Raw genomic sequence first — 17,076 nt, forward strand, 5'->3', positions numbered from 1 at the left:
CGAGAGACTCGATTCCGAAACCATTAGCCTCCGCCGTCCGAAGTCCGGATAATGAGCGACCTTCTCGTGCGCGCCGCCCGAGGTGAGCGGACCGAGCGACCACCCGTCTGGCTGATGCGACAGGCGGGTCGGTACATCCCGGAGTACCGCGAGATTCGGCAGGACTACACCTTCAGAGAGGCCATCTCGACGCCCGAGGTGGCCGAGCGCATCACGCTCCTGCCGTGGGACATCTTCGAACCCGACGGACTCGTGATGTTCTCGGACATCCTGACCGTCCTCGAACCGCTGGGGCTGGACTACCACATCGAGAGCGGCGTGGGTCCGGTCATCGAGAACCCCGTGACCCGACCGGACGAGGTGCCCGAGAGCCACACCGACGTGCGGGAGGAACTCGATTACGTCGGCGCGCTCCTCGAACGACTCCAGCGGAGCGTCGGCGACCGGACCAGCATCATCGGCTTCACCGGCGGCCCGTTCACCCTCGCGGCCTACGCCGTCGCGGGCCAACCCGCGGGCAAGAAGCAGAAGCCCATCCGGCGGTTCCGCGTCGAGTACCCCGAGGCGTTCCGGAGCCTGCTCGAACGATTTACCGACGTTGTGGTCGAGTACGTCGAGTATCAGGTCGAGGCGGGCGCGGACGTGATTCAGTTGTTCGACACCTACGCCGGACTCCTGACCCCCGACGACTACCGGGAGTTCGTCCAACCGCTCCACCGGCGCATCTTCGAGGCAATCGACGTGCCCTCCATCGCCTTCGTGCGCAACCCCGGCGGCACGCTGGACCTGCTGGCGGACTCGGGCGCGGACGCGGTGAGCCTCGACTGGACGGTGGACATGCGCCGCGCCGCGAACAGTTAGGGGAGATGCCGGTGCAGGGCAACCTCGACCCGTCGTACCTGCTCGGCGACGAGGAGTTCGTCCGCGAGAAGACCGCGGAGGTCATTGAGAAGGCCGGACCCGAGGGTCACATCCTGAATCTGGGCCACGGCATCGACCGCGAGACGCCGGTCGAGAACGCGAAGGCGTTCGTCGAGACGGCGAAGGAGTGGGAGTGGGAGTAGAGAGACGAACTCGCCAGTGACCGACCATCACCGGAGCGCGTACAACACGCCGTTTCGACCGCTTTCGGGACTGTTCTCGGTCGCGACGAACACCGTCTGGCCCACCGCCGCCACTCCGCGAACCGCGCTCCCCGCGTCGAACGACCACCGCTCTCGCCCGTCGAGCGTGAACCCGAAGAGTCGGTTCCGCGCGTCGCCCGGCGTGTCGGGGTCGCCAAACGTGCCCACGAGGACGGTCTCACCGCCGACCGCGACTGTACTCACCCAATCACTGGTCTCGAAGCGCCAGCGTTCGGTCCCGTCCGAAAGCGAGTGTGCAACCAGCGCGTGGTATCGCCGACCGTCCTGTCCGAGACGGAGCGACGAGAAACACCGACCGCGACGACCGCGGACGACCCGACGACGACGGGCGCGTCGTCGTCCGAGACCTCGACCGCGCTCCACCGCCGCTCGCCCGAGTCGGCGTCGAACGCCGAGAGCGCGCCGTTCTCGGGAGCTTGGCGGTAGCTTTCCGACCCGACGAGGACGCGACCCCCGGCGACGACCGGGTGGGACGTGAAACCCGAAATCTCGGCCTGCCAGTCTCTCGGCGGCGTACTGCCGGTCAGTACGTCGCTGACTCGTCGCGAACGGTACCGACAGAGGTCGTAGGTGTCCGTTGCGAACAACGACCCATCGGCGACTGCAGGGTAGGCTTGAGGGCCGCCGGTATCGGTCCAACGAATCCGACCCGAGGCGGCGTCTATCGCCGCGAAGTCGGGATTCCCGCCAACGAATACCGTCTCGTCGGCGACGGCTATGCCATCGACTTCACCGACTGAAGAGCGCCAGCGTCGCTCGCCCGTCGCCGCGTCGAGGGCGGTGAGACCGGTCGATTCGCCCTGGTGTGCCCCGGCGTAGAGTGTCCCCCGTCGGAGCGCCAGCGTCGCACCGCCGACGCTCGCAGTCCACTCGACGCGGCCCTCCTCGCGGTGGAGCGCCGCGACGCCCTGCCCGCCAGCGTGAATCTCGCCGCCGACGTAGACCCGCTCGGGACCGACGACGACGGAACCGGGTTTTTCGACCGGACGGGCGCGCCACGCGACTTCCGGGTCGGTCGGCGGTTCGGCGTGGGGGTTCGCGGCGCGATTCCGGAGGTCGTAGTGGTCTCGGGGCCACGTGCCGAACGAGGGCGTCCACGACTCGACGGGACCGATGCCGACGAGCGTGCTAACACCGCCGAGGGCGGCGACGCCGACGCCGGACGCGAGGAAGTGGCGACGAGAGCAATCGGAGGGCATCGTTCGGCGTGAGACGGAACGCCGGGAAAGAATCTTCGGTTCGCCGACAGGAACGGGTGGAAAGTATTATTGAATCTCGTCCGCCAGCGACTCGGCCTCCCGAATCCGACTGGGGACGCCCATCCGCGCGGTGTAGTTGGTCGCCAGTCGGACGTTCTCCGGGAGGTCGATACGCTCGACGGCGTCCCACGAGGTGTCGTAGGCCGGGAACCCGCGCCGGAGGACGTTCACGGCCACGACCGCCGCCTCGGCGCCCGTCACCTCCTCGAACTCGGCCGCCGCAATCTCGCCCATTCGCTCCTCGCTCTCGTCCAGAATCCCGGGGTCGTGCATCCCGCCGAGGAAGGCCGTGCAGACCCCTCGGTCGAACATGCTGGCGTTCCACGAGACGCCGAGCGTCCGGAGGCCCTCGTCGAACCCGACCTGATAACCGAGCGCCGGGTCCACGCCCGCCGCGTCGAGGTCCGTCCGGAGGTAGACCATGGCGAGCGGGTTGTAGTTCAGTTCGCGGAGCGCGTCGGCCGAGTCGGGCGCGAGGCCGGCCACGAGGTCGGCGGTGAGGTCCGCGGGCGTCGTCAGGACTACGCGGTCGAACGACTCGGACCCGTCGGGCGTCTCCAGCGTGACGGTCCCGTCGTCGCCCTCCCGAACCCCCGTCACGGGCGTTTCGAGGCGGACGTTCTCGGCGTGGGCTTCGGCGAGCGCCTCCGGCAGTCGCTGGAGACCGTCGTCGAAGGAGATGGCCGGCGGCGTGTCGCGCCCGCCGGCGGTGCGGTGGATGGCGGCCTTCAGGAGACTCCCGTGGCGCGCTTCGAGTTTCACGAGGCCCGAGAGCGCGTGGCCGACCGGCATCTCGGCGGGGTCCGACCCGTAGATGCCGCCGAACAGCGGACCGAGCAGGTTCCGGTAGGTCTCCGCGCCGAACTTCCGGGTGAACATCTCGGCCGCGCTCTCCTCGGGGTCCGCGGGGTCGGTGAAGGGTTCGGCGAGGACCGTCCGCTTGGTCTCGGCCGACAGCAGGTCGGTCGCGCCGAACTCCTCGACGGAGAAGGGCGCTGGCCGGAGTTCGCCGTCGGCGTAGACGCAGATGGGGAGGTCGGGGTCCGCGGTGCGGACTTCCGACTCCAGTCCGAGGTCCTGAATCAGCCCGTCGATGCGGTCGGTGCGCCGGACGCGTTGGGGACCCCACTCGAGCAGGTAGCCATCGACGCGCTCGCTTCGGACGACGCCGCCGGGGTCGGGCGCGGCCTCGAACAGGGTGAAATCGGCGTCGCGCCGGTCGAGATAGTGGGCCAGCGCGAGACCCGTGATGCCCCCGCCGACGATTCCCACCGACTGCTCGTCCGTCCTCATATCCGTTCGACCGGCGCGTTGAGGCACATCGCGTCGGGCGAGTCGGAACACTGGCACTGGCGGAACTGGTAGTAGCCAGGGTCGAAGTCGCCGACGAACGGTTCGACCAAGTCGCCGAGGACGTCGCGGAAGCGGTCGTCGTCGTGGGGCACCGGGACCCGGTAGAAGTCGAGACCGAGTTCCTCGGCCTCCTCGCGGAGTTCGTCGTCGAGTTCCGAGAGCGTCTCGCTCTGCTCGTGCATGAAGCTTATCGGTTCGACGACGATGCGCTCGATGTCGTCGGACTCGCCGATTTCCTCGACTAGCTCCTCCACGTCGGGTTCGGTCCACGGAATGTCGCGGTTCTCGTGGTTCTGGTAGCCCAGCGAGTAGGATTCGACGCCGAGCTTTCGGCCGACGACCTCGCAGAACTCCTCGACGTAGGTGTCGTACCTGCTCCCCTCGTCGAGGTAGTGGCGCGGCGTGCCGTGGGCCGAGTAGACGAGTTCGGTGTTCTCGTCGGTCAGGTCCAGTCCGTGGGCCTCGGTGAACCGGCGGACGTTCTCGGCGCGAATCTCGTTGTAGAGCGGGTGGCGGTGCCACCCCGTGATTTCCGCGACCGGCACGTCCCAGTCTCGTTCTGCGGTCTCCTCTTTGAGTTCTTCGAGCGCGGCCACGGTCGTCGAGGCACCGCAGAGCGGGTAGACCGGCAGTCCGACCAACTGGTCCACGCCGTCCTCGCGGGCGGCCTCGACCGCGTCGCCGATGAACGGTTCGGTGAACTGCATGCCGACGTAGGTCTCGACGTCGTAACCGCGGGCGTCGAGTTCGTCGGCCAGCGCGTCGGCCTGCGCCTCGGCCTGCGGGTTCAGCGGGGAGCCGCCTATCTCCTCGTACTCCTCGATGAGACCGGGCGCGCGGCGCTCTGCGAGCTGTCGGGCGCGCTCGCGGGCCTCCTCCTCGGTGTCGGCCTCCTCCAGCGACGCGTTGTTCAGGAAGATGCGTTCGAGATACGCGACGACGTTCTCGCGAGTCGGTTCCGACGGCTCACCGAAGTTGAGCAGGACGACTCCTGTAGACATAGTCGGGCCTTAGGACAGTGTAATGTAATAGCTGTCGCTTGCGGGGCACGTCGCCGCTGCTGCGACGTATCAGTTTTAACACCTCCGAGTACAACGGACGACGTAGAACGTCGAATGACGCTTTCGTCCATCATCGCCGACGTGCGGGGGAACGAACGGACGCTCACCGTGTACGACCCGACCGACCCGAACGACGTCTCGGAGTTGAGGCGCCACTTCGAGGTTCAGAACGTCGAGGTGAACGAGGCCACGGTCCCCGAGGGACCGGAGAACTTCGTCGTCTTGCAGGACGACGGGGAGTTCCTCGCGGCCGCCGACCTCGACACCCTCCGACGCGCCGTCACGTTCGAGAGCGGACTCATCGAGGCGGACGACTTCGGCACGACGCAGGTTCCCGAGATACTCAAGCACGTGGACGACACTACGTTCACCGCCTACGGGAAGCGCCGGATGATTCTGGCCTCGCGCGAAATCGAGGAACGGGCGTGGCGAACGGGCGGCGGCGAACTCCACGCCGGGTTCCAGCGCCTGTCGCTGTTCCGCGACCAGTGGGACCTCTACGCTCGCATCGCCGACCGTGGCGTCCACGTCCACGCCTACGGTCTCCCCGACTGGGAACCGCCGGAGACGGAGTGGCTGACGGTCCACGACGACGACGAGCCAGAAGTCCGGGACTCGTGGTTCGTGGTCTTCGAGTCTCGGGACCGCGACAACTGTGCGCTGCTCGCAGAGGAACGCGAACCGAACGAGTTCGCCGGGTTCTGGACCTACGACGACGCCGTCGTCGGGGACGTGCTGGGCCACTTGCGGTCGGCGTACTCGTAACGCTCGGGAGACCTCCGGAGCGCTACGATTGATACGTCGAGGAAGGTACGGTTTGGGAGCGGGATTCAAGGGCCAGCAAGCCGTTTACGTTCCCGTGACTACCGAAAATCGAGACGGCGAGGACCGACCCGTCGGCGAGCGCCGGGACGACGCGATAGACCGACTGTTCGGGTCGCTGCCGACCGTACGGGTGTCTCGGCTACCCGACGACGAGGAGTGAGTCGTAACGGACGGACGACCGGGATACCGCGGCGTCACCGGTTTCGGTCGCTCAGTCGTCCTCGATTCGACGGTCTTCGAGGTCCGACCCCGGACTCGACGACCACACCCGGGGCACGACGGCCCAGAGGAGTTCGGTGACTAGCCAGAGCACCGCGACGACGCCGAACAGGACCGACGCGAACAGTTCTGGGAAGCCCATCCACGCCGGGGTGATGTACATCAGTCCGTTGAGGTACTTGCCCGGAATCAGGTTCTTCAGGAGTATCCAGAACTGCTCGTCGAGCGGCGGCGTCCGGGTCTCGACACCGGCCCGCCGGGCGCTCTCCCCGCCCGTACTCTCGTCGCCCGTATCGAGGCGCTCGGCCTCGTAGGGGAACGCCACGTCCACGCTCCAGACGACCTCGCCCTGTCGGTTCACCTCGAAGACGCGGTTACCGTTCGAGTCCGTAATCAGGGTGTGGCCGTTCGTCAGGCGGTCGGCGTCGCGGGGCCACTGCATCCGGGCGTCGCGCCACGTCCACGACTTCTGCCACGTTCCGTTCTCGCGCTGGTACTCGACGACCCGGTTGTTCTCGGAGTCGCCGACGACCACCGCCGGACCGCCCGACGACGCGTTGATGTAGTCGGGGTTGTGCTGCTCGTAGAGGGTGTCGTAGTCGTCCTCGTTGCCGAGGGTCCAGTTCTCCACGAGACCGCTGGTCCGGTTCACGAAGACCACCCGGTCGTGGTTCCGGAGACTCGCCATCACGCGGCCGTCGTCGAGCAGTTCCACGTCGTTGACGTGGGTCCAGTCTTCGGGGTAGGGACCGCCGGTCGCCTCGGACGAGAAGGCCTCGGTGGCGTTCCACGTCCACCCGATGCGGCCGGTCTCGGCGTTCACGACGAACACCCGGTCGAGGTAGATGTCGGCCACCAGCAGGTGGGTGTCGTTGATGCGGTCCACGTCGTGGTACCGGGTCTCGGGTTTCCCGGGCGTCACCTGCGACCAGACCGGGGTGACCTCGCCGGTCGTGAGGTTCACCCGTTCGTACCCGTTTCTGGTGCAGGCGCCCACGTCGCGGTGGGCGGCGTAGTACTCGTCCCACGTCTCGCGGTCCACGGCGTACTCGGAGACGTTCCAGTCGTCGGGACACTCCGACGCCGTGAGGTGGTCGGAGTAGCCGTACTCGACGGTCGCTTCCGTGCCGGGGACGGGGTCCACGTCCCAGTAGCGCGTGTGCGAGTCGTCGTAGTGGAGGACGGACCCGTTGGGCGCGAACGCCAGCAGTTCGGCCCGCGCTCGCGGTCCCTCGCCGCGGCTACCGAGCCACGAGTTCGAGTCGGTCGCGACCACGGTGATGCCGTCGCTCTGCGGGGCGACGCGGGCGTCGGCGTCCGTGAGACCGCTTCCGTCGAGGTGGTCCTCGACGGTCCCGTCGGCCGAGGTTATCGCGTACCCGGACCCGACGGCGAGGGCCGTGACAGCGAGTACCACGGCGAAAACTACGCGGAGGCGGCGTTTTCGAGTCACTACAGGTTTGGCAACGAACACGCATTTAATCTTTACCGTAGCGACGACCCCGGCGTAGACGCCAGCACACGGTGTCCCCGTGACGAAACGGCCGGAGACGCGGACAATCCGACCGGAAATAATTCGACTATCGATAGGTCGGTGCGAACTGCGTTCGGGCGCGAGAGCCGATTACTGGACGTGCGGTTCGAACACGTCTGCCCGCAGGGTCTCGTGGACGTGTTCGAGCAGATTCCGCAGGTTCTCGGCGTCCTCGCGGTTGTACTTCACGAGTCGGTCGAGCGCCGCGTCGTCCTCGTCGCGGTCGTAGCGGTGCCAGAGTCTGACCGCCTCGCGGCCGTCCACGTCGTCGTCGTCGCGGTCGATGCCGACCTCGCGCTCGACGGTTTTGAGACCGCCCGAGAGACCGACCTGCTTGCAGGTGTACATCAAATCGAGGTGGGGCGTGGTCACGTCGAGGTCGAAGTTGTCTTCGAGGAAGGGTTGGTCGAACCGCTTGCCGTTGAACGAGACCAGCACGCTCGACTCCGCGAACTCCTCGCGGAGCGCTTCCGCAGTGAGGTCTCTCCCCTGCACGTAAGTCCGGGTCTCGCCGCCGCGGTGGAGACTGACCGTCGTCACGTCGTGGCGCGCGCTGTCGAGGCCGGTGGTCTCGATGTCGAAGAAGCAGGCGTCGTCGGCGAAGTTGCCGTAGGTCCGCCAGAGGCTCCCGCTCGGCAGTCGCTCGCCGAAGAACGAGGCGTCCCCGGCGTCGAGGCGCTCCCGGGCCGCGTCGATGAACTCCCGGACGTACTCGGTGGTCTTGGGGCCGAGCAGGCCGTCCTCGAAGTCGTCCCAGTGGGTGACGCCCTGCTGCCAGAGTTTCCGCTCGGTCTTCTCGCCCACCCGGCGTGCGCCGATGAACGAGTTCTGGAGTTTCATTAGTGGGCCGCATTCGTGGGAGGGGTCTTAGTCGGGTGGGTTTTCCGCCGACGGACCCCCGACGAATCGACCCGAGAGGAGGTTAGGTGTGACAGTCACCCCCACGATTCGGCCCTCACTCCACGAACTCGATATCGGTGTCGCATATCGGACAGGAGTGGACGCCCCGGCTCTCGTCCAAGTCGGATTTCCGCCCGGTCCACCCGCAGTCGGAACAGAGAACGGTGTCGCCGCTCACGGGCGTCGGTTGCGAAGGCTGATACATAAGAGTGGGGCACAGAAGTCGCGCGAAGCGTCTGGCTACAGATTGTCGAGAGAGGCGTCCGGCGACTGACCGGCGGGTTATGTCGAGAGTATAATAGGAGGAACCGTCCCGGCTTCACTCCAGCAGGTCGCGGTACGCCGGGTGGACCCACGCGTACTCGACCGCTGTCAGGCCCTCGCGCACGTTCTCGTTGCGCGCCAGCGTCTCCGCCTCGTGCTGGCGGACGCCCTCGGCGTCGTAGGGAATCGCCGACGCGAACACGCCCTCGTAGTGGTAGACCACGCGCTCGCCGCCGTCCTCCAGTCCGACCAGCGAGTACGCGCCGTTGGCCCGGCGCAGGACGTTCGCGGCTTTCACGTACACGTCGGTCCCGCCCTGCTCGCGGGCGATGGCCTCGCAGAGTTCGTCGAACCGTTCCGTCCTCCCACTGGACGCGACCGAACTTGCCATGTGAGCGTAATGGGCGGATATCACTAAAGGGGTGAGCCAAGCGCGGTGAAACTGAAAGTGGTCGACGGGACCGGACATGTTCGTCCTGCGGGTCCCGGAACTGGTCAGTATCGTACGAACACGTAGATTGATAACGCTTCAGCGTAACGTAAAAGTGCAGACCTGGCTGCGTGTCAGTGTCTGACGTCCTGGGCTGGTATCCCACTATCACTACCCCCAAACTGGCTTTGCGCAGTTCGAGTCCTCGAAACTGTTGAGCGATAGCGGAGCGGCCGGACGCCGGATTCTGTCGCTGGCCGAAGCACACATCCCTCCGGCAGACGTACTGGCCCTGTGTTTCCCGACGAGATAGAGACAGCGCGCCTGCGACTCGTCCGTCTCTGCCGCGAGAACGTCTCGACGGCGGAACTCTACCGGCACATGCGCGCGGATGCGCCCCACATGAGCGAGGTCAGCGAGTACGCGATGTGGGACCCCCACGAGACGCCGAAGGACACCGACGACTTCCTCACCGACACCGAGCGACAGTGGGACGACTACGAACAGGCCACCTACGCCATCTTTCTGCGGCCCTCGGAGTCGAGCGACGACGGCGAGCGCCTCGCGGGCACGACTAATCTCCACTTCGACTGGGAACGTCGCTCGGCGGAGTTGGGTATCTGGCTCCGCAAACCCTTCTGGGGCCGGGGGTACTCCGGCGAGCGCGCGGCGGCGATGCTGGAACTGGCCTTCGACCGACTCGACCTCGAACTCGTCGGTGCGTCCCATCAGGACGGCAACGCCAACTCCCGGCGTGCCATCGAGAAGTACGTCGAACGGTTCGGCGGCCAGTACGACGGCGTCCTCCGCAACTTCGTCCCGCAGGGCGACGAAGTTCGGGACCTCCACCGCTACACCGTCTCGCAGGAGCAGTACCGGGACGCGATGGGGGACGAGACGTGAACAGCATCGCGGGTTCGGGGTCCGAGACGTTCAGAACGTGAGACCGTGCTGTTCGGTGATGTGATGGGCGGCGGTGCCCCAGATGTAGTTCTCGCCCGGCCACCACGTCCGGGCGTTGTTGAACCCGCCGACCAGCACGCCCGCGTCCGGGTCGTCGGGGTCGGGGTGGTAGTTGACCGACCCGCTGTCGCCGTCGGCGAACCCCGACTCCCGGCCCCACTTGAGTTGGCCCCGCTTGCAGATGGCCCCGTACGCGCAGGTGAGACCGTCCACCGCCTGAATCTTCCCCTTCGTGTGGCCGGTCTTGACGCCGCGCTTTTCGAGCGGTTCGCCCGCGGCCTTCAGGTCCGCGAGACCGACCTTGGTGAACTGGCCGACGACCCGACCCGGCGACCCCTCGTGAATCCGGTGGAGCGGGCGGTAGTCTGCCGCCGGTCGGGCGCAGACGACGTCCGACTTGGGGTATCCCGACCGGACCTCGCCGATTCGCGTCCGGCCGCCGTCGAGCAGGTAGAGCGGTTTGCCGCGGTTGTCGGTGCCGCCGAAGACGTGGTTGGCGGTGGCGAAGTACAGCGACCCGTCGGTCGGGTCGGTCATGGCGGGCGCGAGCGTCCCGTAGAGGTCGTCGCTGGCGACCGGGACGCTCCCGGGAACGCCCTCTTGGGCCGACGGCGACGCCGACCCGCTCGGTCCGGCGTCCAAGTCCGTGTCGCGCTCCGTCCTCGGTTCGACGCGACGGACCTCGACCGGCGTCTCTTCGACGCGCTCGGGCACCTCACCGCGGGCCTCTTCCGCGGTGACCTCGACGCGAATCTCCGCGTTCGGGCCGCCGTACTCGCCCGGTGACACCGCCGAGTTCGCCACGGCGTCGTGGTGTATCACGTCGAGGTTCCGGTGGGCCGCCAGCGCCGACCGGAAGTCGTCGTACCAGTCGGCCGGAACCGTCTTGCGTCGGGGTCGAAACGCCCCGTCGTCTCCCCGCGTCAGACCGTAAACCACCGGCACCTCGTCCCGACTCGCCGCGCGTACGTCCTCGGCCGTGAGAAGTGACGCCGAGAGCGCGCCGAAGCCCAGACCGGCCAGCGTGTCCACGAACCGACGCCGCCCCATCGTGGTCACCGATTCGTCGTGGACCGCGCTAGTCCGGTGCGTAGTGTCGTCTTCCCCCATTTCCCCGCACACCTGTACGCCGGACTTTCACTTGAAACTGCTTGCCCGCGATACGGGAGCGACCGTTAGTACAAGCCCGACGAGAGGTCGTGGAAACGTCGAAGAGCGACCGCCGACGCGGACGGTGACAGATTCGGAGTCTGTCTCGGTCAGGTCGGACCGAGAACCGCGTCGGTCTCGACGCGGGTCACGGCGTCGAGCGAGCAGACCGCGTCGATGTCCGACTGCTCGACTTCGACCAGCAGACGGTCGAACTGGAGTTCGCGGACGAGTTCCCCGTCGAGCGATTCGACGGACGCCGCGACGGTCTCCGCCGACGCGTCCTCCGCGACGGACAGGACAAGACGGACCGTTTCGCCCGGAATCGGGTCCCGACGAAGCGACCGGACGGTGTGGCTGAGGTAGGTCATGTATCGGCGTTTAGAGCGGTTCCCACGTCCGCGGCGAGTCGTTCAGGCGCTCGCACCCCGACTCGGTGACGGCGACGAGGTCTTCGATTCGGACGCCGAACTCGCCCGGCAGGTAGACGCCGGGTTCGACGCTGAACACCATCCCGGGTTCCAACTCGGTCTCGTTGCCCGCCACGACGTAGGGGTCCTCGTGGACGTCGAGACCGACGCCGTGGCCCGTGCGATGGACGAACCGGTCGCCGTAGCCCGCGTCCTCGATGACTTCGCGGGCGGCGCGGTCGATTTCTTCGGCGGGGACGCCGGGTTCCACGGCGTCGATTGCGGCCTGCTGGGCCGACCGGACGGTCTCGTGGACCGCCTCGTACTCCTCGGGCGGGTCGCCGGCGAACACGACCGTCCGGGTCTGGTCGCCGGGGTAGCCGTCGACGTACGCGCCGAAGTCCAGTACCACGGGGTCGCCGCGCTGAATCTCCCTGTCGCCGTGGCGGTGGTGCGGTTTCGCGCCGTTCGGTCCGGACCCGGCGATGGTGCCGAACGCGACCCCCTCGCCGCCCGCCGCGGCGAGTCGGCGCTCGATTTCGTCGGCGAGTTCGGTCTCGGTCATCCCGATGGCGTTTTCTCCCAACTCTCGAATCTCGACGCTGACCCGGTCGGCGAGTTCGGCGGCGTCCCGGAGCGCCGCGAGTTCGGCCTCGTCCTTCCGCATCCGGAGGTCGTCGAACACCTCGCTGGCCAGACCGAAGTCGGCGTCGGGGAGCGTCTCGCGGAGGTCCTGCGTGAACAGCGCCCACATCGTGTCGTCCACGAGGAGTCGGCCGCCCCGGAGGTCGAACTCCGCGGCGAGGTCGGCCACGAGTTCCGTCGGGTCCTCGCCGTCCGACCAGAGCCTGATATCCTCGACCCACGAGGCGTCTCGAATCTGTTCGTCGTACATCTCGGGCGCGACGAACGCCGGGTCGCCGTCGCTGGGAATCACGAGGAACAGGTGGCGCTCCATCGGTTCATCGCGGAACCCCGATGCGTAGAAGAGGTTCGTACTCGGGAACAGGATGGCCGCGTCCGCGCCCAGTTCGCCGAGTCGGTCCTGACACCGCCGCGTTCGCGCTTCGAAGGCGTTCATGTCCGTGGGTTGTTCGGGAGTCGATTTAAATGTAGGCGGACGGCGTCACGAAAGCGAGCCGTCGCAGGTGGCGGTGTCCGTGATGGCGTGAACGTCGGTGGACGTGTGCCGACGGCCTTCTTGGTATGTTTTGACGTACCACAATGGTCTTGTATCATATTCTTTCGCCAAAGAACTTATCCTGTCCAGAGACCTAGGACCGCTACTGATTACCAGCGTCGGACGACGGCGCGAAGCGAGGAAGACGATGGACGAAACGCAAACGCACACGGTGGAAACCGCTCGGACCGAACCGGACCGCACCGACTTCGACGACTACGCCAGCTACGAGGAGAACGACTCGCTGGTCGTCTGCGACCGACAGAACCCGAACGCGTGGGTGAAGTCGGACGTCACCGCCGAGATTCGCAGCTAGTTTTCCGGCCTGAAAACGTAGACCGACGCGGCAGTCGACGGAACGCTCAGCGGCAGTTGTGACAGACGTACTCGGTGGGGTTCGACCCCTCCCAGTCTATCATCGACACGTACTCGCCGCACTCGCGGCACCACGTCCAGTAGAGCGGTCTATCGACTTCCGCCACGGTCCGGACCTCGGGCGCAGTGTCGTCGCCGGAGTCCCGGCGAATCTCGACGTACTCACTCGTGACCCTCTCGACCTCGCCGTCGATGGAGGCGTGCTGGGTGTTGCTGATGCCGTCCGACCCGGGCGTCGCTATCATCTCGCCCGCGCCGACCTGCTCGCCCGGCGACACGATTGGTTCGCTCGGGGCCACGACCCCCTCGAAAGCGGGGTTCGTCACTAGCGGAATCCTGACCCTCTCCGGACGCAGGGTCTCGGTCGGTTGGGTCTCGTGGTCGCCGTCCCAGTTGTACGCACTGATGACGTTGATGCGGCCCTGACTGCCGAGCGTGTTCTCCCAGACGACGTCGCCATCGAGGACCAGCACGCAGTTGGTGCGCTTGGTGACGCCGAACCCCTCTGGGTTCTCGATTTCGAAACACCACCCCGGACCGCCGTCGGCGAGCAGTTCGCCGACGTCGAGGTCGGACACCGAGCGACCCGCGGCCCGGAGGACCTCGTCGGCGGGCGTCCCTATCGGTACTTCGAGGAACCGGTGCCGGGGGACGTTCCCGCCGACGTGGACGAACTTGTGCGTCGTCGGCTCGCCGTCCCTGAACGCCCTGAAGATGTTGTACAGGGTCTCGGTGTTCTGGACGAGCCAGCCGTGGTCCATCGGCAGGTCTTGGCCGATAACCTCCCCGCCGACCATTCGGAGCAAGACGCTCTCCATCCCGTACTCGTACTTGTCTTCCGTGTAGGCGAAGACGACGCCGGACTCCTCGTCGGGGTCCACCGGAAGTTCGGCCGGTCGGTAGACCGTCGCGTCAGTGGCAGCCTCGAACTCGCGCATCCACTCGTCGCGGTCCTTGGCCTTCGCCCCGACGACGACCGTCTCGAACGCCCTGTCGACGAGCGCGTCGAAGAGTGCGGCGAAGTCGTCGGCGTGTTCGCGGCCGAGCCACTTGTCGATGTAGTAGTTCGGTTCGCTCTCTTGGTGGTTCACGAGCAGGTGGTCCACCTCGTCGATTCGGTCCCACTTGGCGTACGACGGCATGCCCGCCCCGCCCGCTCCACTCACGCCGGCGTTCCGGAGCGTCGTCGCGAGGTCCGAGAGTTCGGCCTGTTCGAGTTGCTGGAGCGTGACGCTCATACGAGAACATACTCATTAATAATCCATAATAATATCGGTACGCATAACGATTTAGATACGATTGTTTGTTATTGACCACCATGTAAGGGGAAGCTGGTCACTGCCACCTCAGCTAAGTAGAGCGACGTGGTACAGGCTCCGTGGTCCGGGACCAAGTGGCCGATTTCTCGGTCGAGTACGTGCAAGCACTGGACGAGGAGGGCGACCTCGACGCGGCGCAGGCCCCCGACGTGGACGACGACCAGTTGGTGGAGATGTACAGGCTCATGCGCCTCTCCCGCCGTGCCGACGAGCGGGCCATCGCGCTCCAGCGCCGAGGCGAGTCCGGGACCTACGCGCCTGCCATCGGACAGGAGGCCGCACAGGTCGGGTCAGCCATCGCGATGACCCCCGACGAGTGGATGGTGCCGTCGTTCCGCGAGAGCGCGGCGTTCCTCACGCGGGGCGCGCCGTTCCACCGCCTGCTGTGGTACGCCATGGGGATGGAGGAGGGCGCGGAGGTCGCCGACGCCAACTTCCCGCCAGCGATTCCCGTTGGGACCCAACCGCTCCACGCCGCCGGCATCGGGTGGGGACACGAAATCGCCGGAGAGCGGAAGGCGGCGCTGACCTACTTCGGGGACGGCGCAACCAGCGAGGGCGACGTGTACGAGGCGATGAACGTCTCCGGCGCGCTGGACGCCCACGCGGTGTTCTTCTGCCAGAACAACCAGTGGGCCATCTCGACGCCGCGCGAGACTCAGACCCGGGCCGAGACGCTGGCCCAGAAGGCGGTCGCGGCGGGAATCGAGGGCGTGCAGGTGGACGGCAACGACGTGCTAGGCGTGCTCTCGGTCGCGAGGGACGCGCTCGAATCGGCACGTGAGGGCGACCCCGTGTTCGTCGAGGCGCTGACCTTCCGGCGGTCGATGCACACCACCAGCGACGACCCGAGCGTCTACCGGACCGAGGAGCAGGAGAGCGAGTGGGAGACCCGCGACCCCATCGTCAGGTTCGAGGCGTACCTCCGGAACGAGGGCCTGCTCGACGACGACCGAGTGGACCGGATTACCGACGAAATCGAGGAGTTGCTCGCCGACGAGATAGACCGGGCGAAGGCGGGCCGGGAGCAGGTCGTACCCGCGGAGATGTTCGACCACGTGTTCGCCGAGACGCCGCCGGAACTCCAGCGACAGCGGGAGACGTTCGAGCGCGAACAGGGCGACGGCGAGGTGGCGTCCGCCGAGGAGGGGATGAGCGGCGAGGAGCGCGCGGCCGGCGGAGAGGTTTCGGGGCGCGGCGACGTCCGCGAGGAGAGGGAGACGTCGGAGGACGAGGAGGTGTCCGGCCGTGGCGAATGAACTCCGACTCGTGGAGGCGATTCGACAGGCCCTCCGAGAGGAGATGGCCCGCGACGAGTCAGTGGTCGTCTACGGCGAGGACGTGGGCGTCAGCGGCGGGGTGTTCCGAGCGACGCAGGAGTTGCAGGACGAGTTCCCCGAGCAGGTGTACGACGCGCCGCTGGCGGAGGCCGCCATCCTCGGGATGGGCGTCGGTCTCGGCGCGACCGGGTTCACGCCCGTCCCGGAGATTCAGTTCGCCAGTTTCGCCTATCAGGGGTTCCACCAGTTGGTGCAACACGCCTCGCGGATGCGGAGTCGGACTCGGGGGACGCTCGGAGTTCCCATGACCGTCCGAATGCCCTACGGAGGCGGTATCCGGGCGCTGGAACTCCACTCCGAGAGCTTCGAAGCCGGGTTCGCCCACGTGCCGGGCCTGAAGACGGTCGTACCGTCGAACCCGTCCGACGCGAAGGGCCTGCTGACCGCCGCGATTCGAGACCCCGACCCCGTGATGTTCCTCGAATCGACGAGTCGCTACCGGGCCGCTCGGGAGTCGGTCCCCGAGGGCGAACACACCGTTCCGCTGGGCGAGGCCGAGGTCGTCCGCGAGGGCGCGGACGTGACCGTGGTCGCGTGGGGCGCGATGCTCCACGAAGCGATGAGCGCGGTGGAGGACGCGGAGGCAGACGCCGAAGTCGTCGACCTCCGAACTATCTCTCCGATGGACTCGGCGACGATTCTGGAGTCGGTCAGGAAGACCGGCCGGTGCGTCGTCGTCCACGAGGCCCCGCGGACGGGCGGCCTCGCGGCCGAGATTACCGCCCGCATCAACGACGACGCGCTCTACCACCTCGAAGCGCCGGTCGAGCGCGTGACTGGCTACGACGTGCCGTTTCCGATGTTCGCCCGCGAGGAGGCCTATCGACCCGACGAGGAGCGAATCCGGCGCGGCATCGAGCGCGCGCTGTCGGCCTGACGAGCGTCGAATCGGTGGCGTCGGACCGCCGGGTTAGTACTGCTCGGCTTCCAGTTCTTCAAGGTGCTGTTCGAGTTCGGGGTACTGCTCCACGTCAACGAACCCGTAGTCGCCGCCGCCGTAGAAGCTCTCGGGGAGTTCGCGCTCGACCAGCATCGTCTCCGGGTCGGCGTCGACGTGGTTCACTTTGTTCAGCGGGACGACTCGGACCTCGTCTGTACCGTCGAGACAGACCACGCTTCGCTCGCGGAACAGTACCGCGTCGAACTCCAGCGCGTCGTACTCGTCTACCGTGTACACTGTCGGGCGGGTCGGTGCCATACGTCCTGAAGCAGAGGCTCCGTATTAAAATCAGGTGGAGAAAAAGGGGGACTACTGCGAGAGCGGGGTCGGACTGCATCGAATCGGAACCCCTACGCACCGTAACCCGTGTTTTCCGTGACGAAACAGTGGGTTTCGTCGGGTGGCGTCGC

Annotated in this window: 19 protein-coding genes and 1 pseudogene; 7 read left to right on the forward strand and 13 right to left on the reverse strand. The window is 66.9% G+C overall.

Annotation, left to right across the window (positions count from 1 at the left end):
- The first annotated feature begins 51 nt into the window (after window positions 1–51).
- Window positions 52–1,064: pseudogene (hemE, locus tag FXF75_RS16345) on the forward strand (uroporphyrinogen decarboxylase).
- Between the two features lie 27 nt (window positions 1,065–1,091).
- On the opposite strand, the gene FXF75_RS16350 reads toward hemE, so the two are convergent.
- From FXF75_RS16350 to hemH, 4 genes are all read right to left on the reverse strand, one after another.
- Complete coding sequence (locus tag FXF75_RS16350; RefSeq protein ID WP_163522917.1) at window positions 1,092–1,328, reverse strand: PQQ-binding-like beta-propeller repeat protein; 237 nt, start codon at window positions 1,326–1,328, stop codon at window positions 1,092–1,094.
- Window positions 1,325–2,344: a PQQ-binding-like beta-propeller repeat protein gene (locus FXF75_RS16355; RefSeq protein WP_163522918.1), complete on the reverse strand. Its 1,020-nt coding sequence runs from the start codon at window positions 2,342–2,344 to the stop codon at window positions 1,325–1,327. The genes FXF75_RS16350 and FXF75_RS16355 overlap by 4 nt, the downstream gene beginning before the upstream one ends.
- Window positions 2,345–2,410: 66 nt before the next feature.
- Window positions 2,411–3,697, reverse strand: coding sequence for a protoporphyrinogen oxidase (hemG, locus tag FXF75_RS16360; protein WP_163522919.1), 1,287 nt, complete (start codon window positions 3,695–3,697; stop codon window positions 2,411–2,413).
- Window positions 3,694–4,758 carry a ferrochelatase gene (gene hemH, locus FXF75_RS16365; RefSeq protein WP_163522920.1) on the reverse strand — a complete coding sequence of 355 codons (1,065 nt, stop codon included), beginning with the start codon at window positions 4,756–4,758 and terminating at the stop codon, window positions 3,694–3,696. The genes hemG and hemH overlap by 4 nt, the downstream gene beginning before the upstream one ends.
- A gap of 114 nt (window positions 4,759–4,872) precedes the next feature.
- Here hemH and FXF75_RS16370 point away from each other — a divergent pair, with 114 nt between their 5' ends.
- Together FXF75_RS16370 and FXF75_RS23175 are read left to right on the forward strand one after the other, a co-directional pair.
- The gene (locus FXF75_RS16370; RefSeq protein WP_163522921.1) at window positions 4,873–5,583 is read left to right on the forward strand and encodes a DICT sensory domain-containing protein; all 711 of its coding nucleotides are present in this window, start codon (window positions 4,873–4,875) and stop codon (window positions 5,581–5,583) included.
- A gap of 94 nt (window positions 5,584–5,677) precedes the next feature.
- Window positions 5,678–5,803, forward strand: coding sequence for a hypothetical protein (locus FXF75_RS23175; protein ID WP_275897430.1), 126 nt, complete (start codon window positions 5,678–5,680; stop codon window positions 5,801–5,803).
- A gap of 51 nt (window positions 5,804–5,854) precedes the next feature.
- On the opposite strand, the gene FXF75_RS23385 is transcribed toward FXF75_RS23175, so the two are convergent.
- The 4 genes from FXF75_RS23385 to FXF75_RS16385 all read right to left on the reverse strand — a co-directional run bounded on the left by FXF75_RS23385 (window position 5,855) and on the right by FXF75_RS16385 (window position 8,951).
- The gene (locus tag FXF75_RS23385) at window positions 5,855–7,315 is read right to left on the reverse strand and encodes an arylsulfotransferase family protein (RefSeq protein ID WP_163522922.1); all 1,461 of its coding nucleotides are present in this window, start codon (window positions 7,313–7,315) and stop codon (window positions 5,855–5,857) included.
- A 171-nt stretch (window positions 7,316–7,486) separates the two neighbouring features.
- Window positions 7,487–8,236 (reverse strand): ribonuclease H-like domain-containing protein, encoded by a 750-nt coding sequence (locus FXF75_RS16380; protein WP_163522923.1) that lies wholly within the window; start codon window positions 8,234–8,236, stop codon window positions 7,487–7,489.
- 115 nt (window positions 8,237–8,351) lie between these two features.
- Entirely contained in the window at window positions 8,352–8,474 is a 123-nt protein-coding gene (locus tag FXF75_RS23180; protein ID WP_275897431.1) for a hypothetical protein, read from the reverse strand.
- A gap of 141 nt (window positions 8,475–8,615) precedes the next feature.
- Window positions 8,616–8,951: a hypothetical protein gene (locus tag FXF75_RS16385; RefSeq protein WP_163522924.1), complete on the reverse strand. Its 336-nt coding sequence runs from the start codon at window positions 8,949–8,951 to the stop codon at window positions 8,616–8,618.
- 333 nt (window positions 8,952–9,284) lie between these two features.
- On the opposite strand from FXF75_RS16385, the gene FXF75_RS16390 reads away from it, so the two are divergent.
- On the forward strand, window positions 9,285–9,893 hold the full coding sequence (locus FXF75_RS16390) for a GNAT family N-acetyltransferase (RefSeq protein WP_163522925.1): 609 nt from the start codon (window positions 9,285–9,287) through the stop codon (window positions 9,891–9,893).
- 30 nt (window positions 9,894–9,923) lie between these two features.
- Here FXF75_RS16390 and FXF75_RS16395 read toward each other — a convergent pair whose 3' ends face one another.
- The 3 genes from FXF75_RS16395 to FXF75_RS16405 all read right to left on the reverse strand — a co-directional run bounded on the left by FXF75_RS16395 (window position 9,924) and on the right by FXF75_RS16405 (window position 12,593).
- Entirely contained in the window at window positions 9,924–11,063 is a 1,140-nt protein-coding gene (locus tag FXF75_RS16395) for a hypothetical protein (protein WP_163522926.1), read from the reverse strand.
- A 149-nt stretch (window positions 11,064–11,212) separates the two neighbouring features.
- Complete coding sequence (locus FXF75_RS16400) at window positions 11,213–11,473, reverse strand: hypothetical protein (RefSeq protein WP_163522927.1); 261 nt, start codon at window positions 11,471–11,473, stop codon at window positions 11,213–11,215.
- A gap of 10 nt (window positions 11,474–11,483) precedes the next feature.
- Complete coding sequence (locus tag FXF75_RS16405) at window positions 11,484–12,593, reverse strand: Xaa-Pro peptidase family protein (RefSeq protein ID WP_163522928.1); 1,110 nt, start codon at window positions 12,591–12,593, stop codon at window positions 11,484–11,486.
- A 247-nt stretch (window positions 12,594–12,840) separates the two neighbouring features.
- Between FXF75_RS16405 and FXF75_RS22195 the strand changes: the two genes are divergently transcribed.
- Window positions 12,841–13,008: a hypothetical protein gene (locus FXF75_RS22195; protein ID WP_205427727.1), complete on the forward strand. Its 168-nt coding sequence runs from the start codon at window positions 12,841–12,843 to the stop codon at window positions 13,006–13,008.
- 46 nt (window positions 13,009–13,054) lie between these two features.
- Here FXF75_RS22195 and FXF75_RS16410 read toward each other — a convergent pair whose 3' ends face one another.
- The gene (locus FXF75_RS16410; RefSeq protein ID WP_163522929.1) at window positions 13,055–14,305 is read right to left on the reverse strand and encodes an NADH dehydrogenase subunit; all 1,251 of its coding nucleotides are present in this window, start codon (window positions 14,303–14,305) and stop codon (window positions 13,055–13,057) included.
- 140 nt (window positions 14,306–14,445) lie between these two features.
- On the opposite strand from FXF75_RS16410, the gene pdhA reads away from it, so the two are divergent.
- Entirely contained in the window at window positions 14,446–15,645 is a 1,200-nt protein-coding gene (gene pdhA, locus FXF75_RS22200) for a pyruvate dehydrogenase (acetyl-transferring) E1 component subunit alpha (RefSeq protein WP_309221845.1), read from the forward strand.
- On the forward strand, window positions 15,635–16,603 hold the full coding sequence (locus FXF75_RS22205) for an alpha-ketoacid dehydrogenase subunit beta (RefSeq protein WP_375335546.1): 969 nt from the start codon (window positions 15,635–15,637) through the stop codon (window positions 16,601–16,603). Before pdhA ends, FXF75_RS22205 begins: the two co-directional genes overlap by 11 nt.
- A gap of 33 nt (window positions 16,604–16,636) precedes the next feature.
- Here the strand turns inward: FXF75_RS22205 and FXF75_RS16420 are convergent, their stop codons facing one another.
- Window positions 16,637–16,924, reverse strand: coding sequence for a hypothetical protein (locus FXF75_RS16420; protein ID WP_163522930.1), 288 nt, complete (start codon window positions 16,922–16,924; stop codon window positions 16,637–16,639).
- Between the last annotated feature and the right edge of the window lie 152 nt (window positions 16,925–17,076).

Origin of the sequence: Halorussus sp. MSC15.2, assembly GCF_010747475.1 — an archaeon.
In the GTDB taxonomy this organism is placed as follows: Archaea; Halobacteriota; Halobacteria; order Halobacteriales; family Haladaptataceae; genus Halorussus.

Bases quoted from the DNA above. Each gene is read 5' to 3' on its own strand.
- FXF75_RS16355 (WP_163522918.1), bottom strand. From the start codon at position 2,344: ATGCCCTCCGATTGCTCTCGTCGCCACTTCCTCGCGTCCGGCGTCGGC.
- hemG (WP_163522919.1), bottom strand. From the start codon at position 3,697: ATGAGGACGGACGAGCAGTCGGTGGGAATCGTCGGCGGGGGCATCACG.
- hemH (WP_163522920.1), bottom strand. From the start codon at position 4,758: ATGTCTACAGGAGTCGTCCTGCTCAACTTCGGTGAGCCGTCGGAACCG.
- FXF75_RS16370 (WP_163522921.1), top strand. From the start codon at position 4,873: ATGACGCTTTCGTCCATCATCGCCGACGTGCGGGGGAACGAACGGACG.
- FXF75_RS16380 (WP_163522923.1), bottom strand. From the start codon at position 8,236: ATGAAACTCCAGAACTCGTTCATCGGCGCACGCCGGGTGGGCGAGAAG.
- FXF75_RS16385 (WP_163522924.1), bottom strand. From the start codon at position 8,951: ATGGCAAGTTCGGTCGCGTCCAGTGGGAGGACGGAACGGTTCGACGAA.
- FXF75_RS16395 (WP_163522926.1), bottom strand. From the start codon at position 11,063: ATGGGGGAAGACGACACTACGCACCGGACTAGCGCGGTCCACGACGAA.
- FXF75_RS16400 (WP_163522927.1), bottom strand. From the start codon at position 11,473: ATGACCTACCTCAGCCACACCGTCCGGTCGCTTCGTCGGGACCCGATT.
- FXF75_RS16405 (WP_163522928.1), bottom strand. From the start codon at position 12,593: ATGAACGCCTTCGAAGCGCGAACGCGGCGGTGTCAGGACCGACTCGGC.
- FXF75_RS22195 (WP_205427727.1), top strand. From the start codon at position 12,841: ATGGACGAAACGCAAACGCACACGGTGGAAACCGCTCGGACCGAACCG.
- FXF75_RS16410 (WP_163522929.1), bottom strand. From the start codon at position 14,305: ATGAGCGTCACGCTCCAGCAACTCGAACAGGCCGAACTCTCGGACCTC.
- FXF75_RS16420 (WP_163522930.1), bottom strand. From the start codon at position 16,924: ATGGCACCGACCCGCCCGACAGTGTACACGGTAGACGAGTACGACGCG.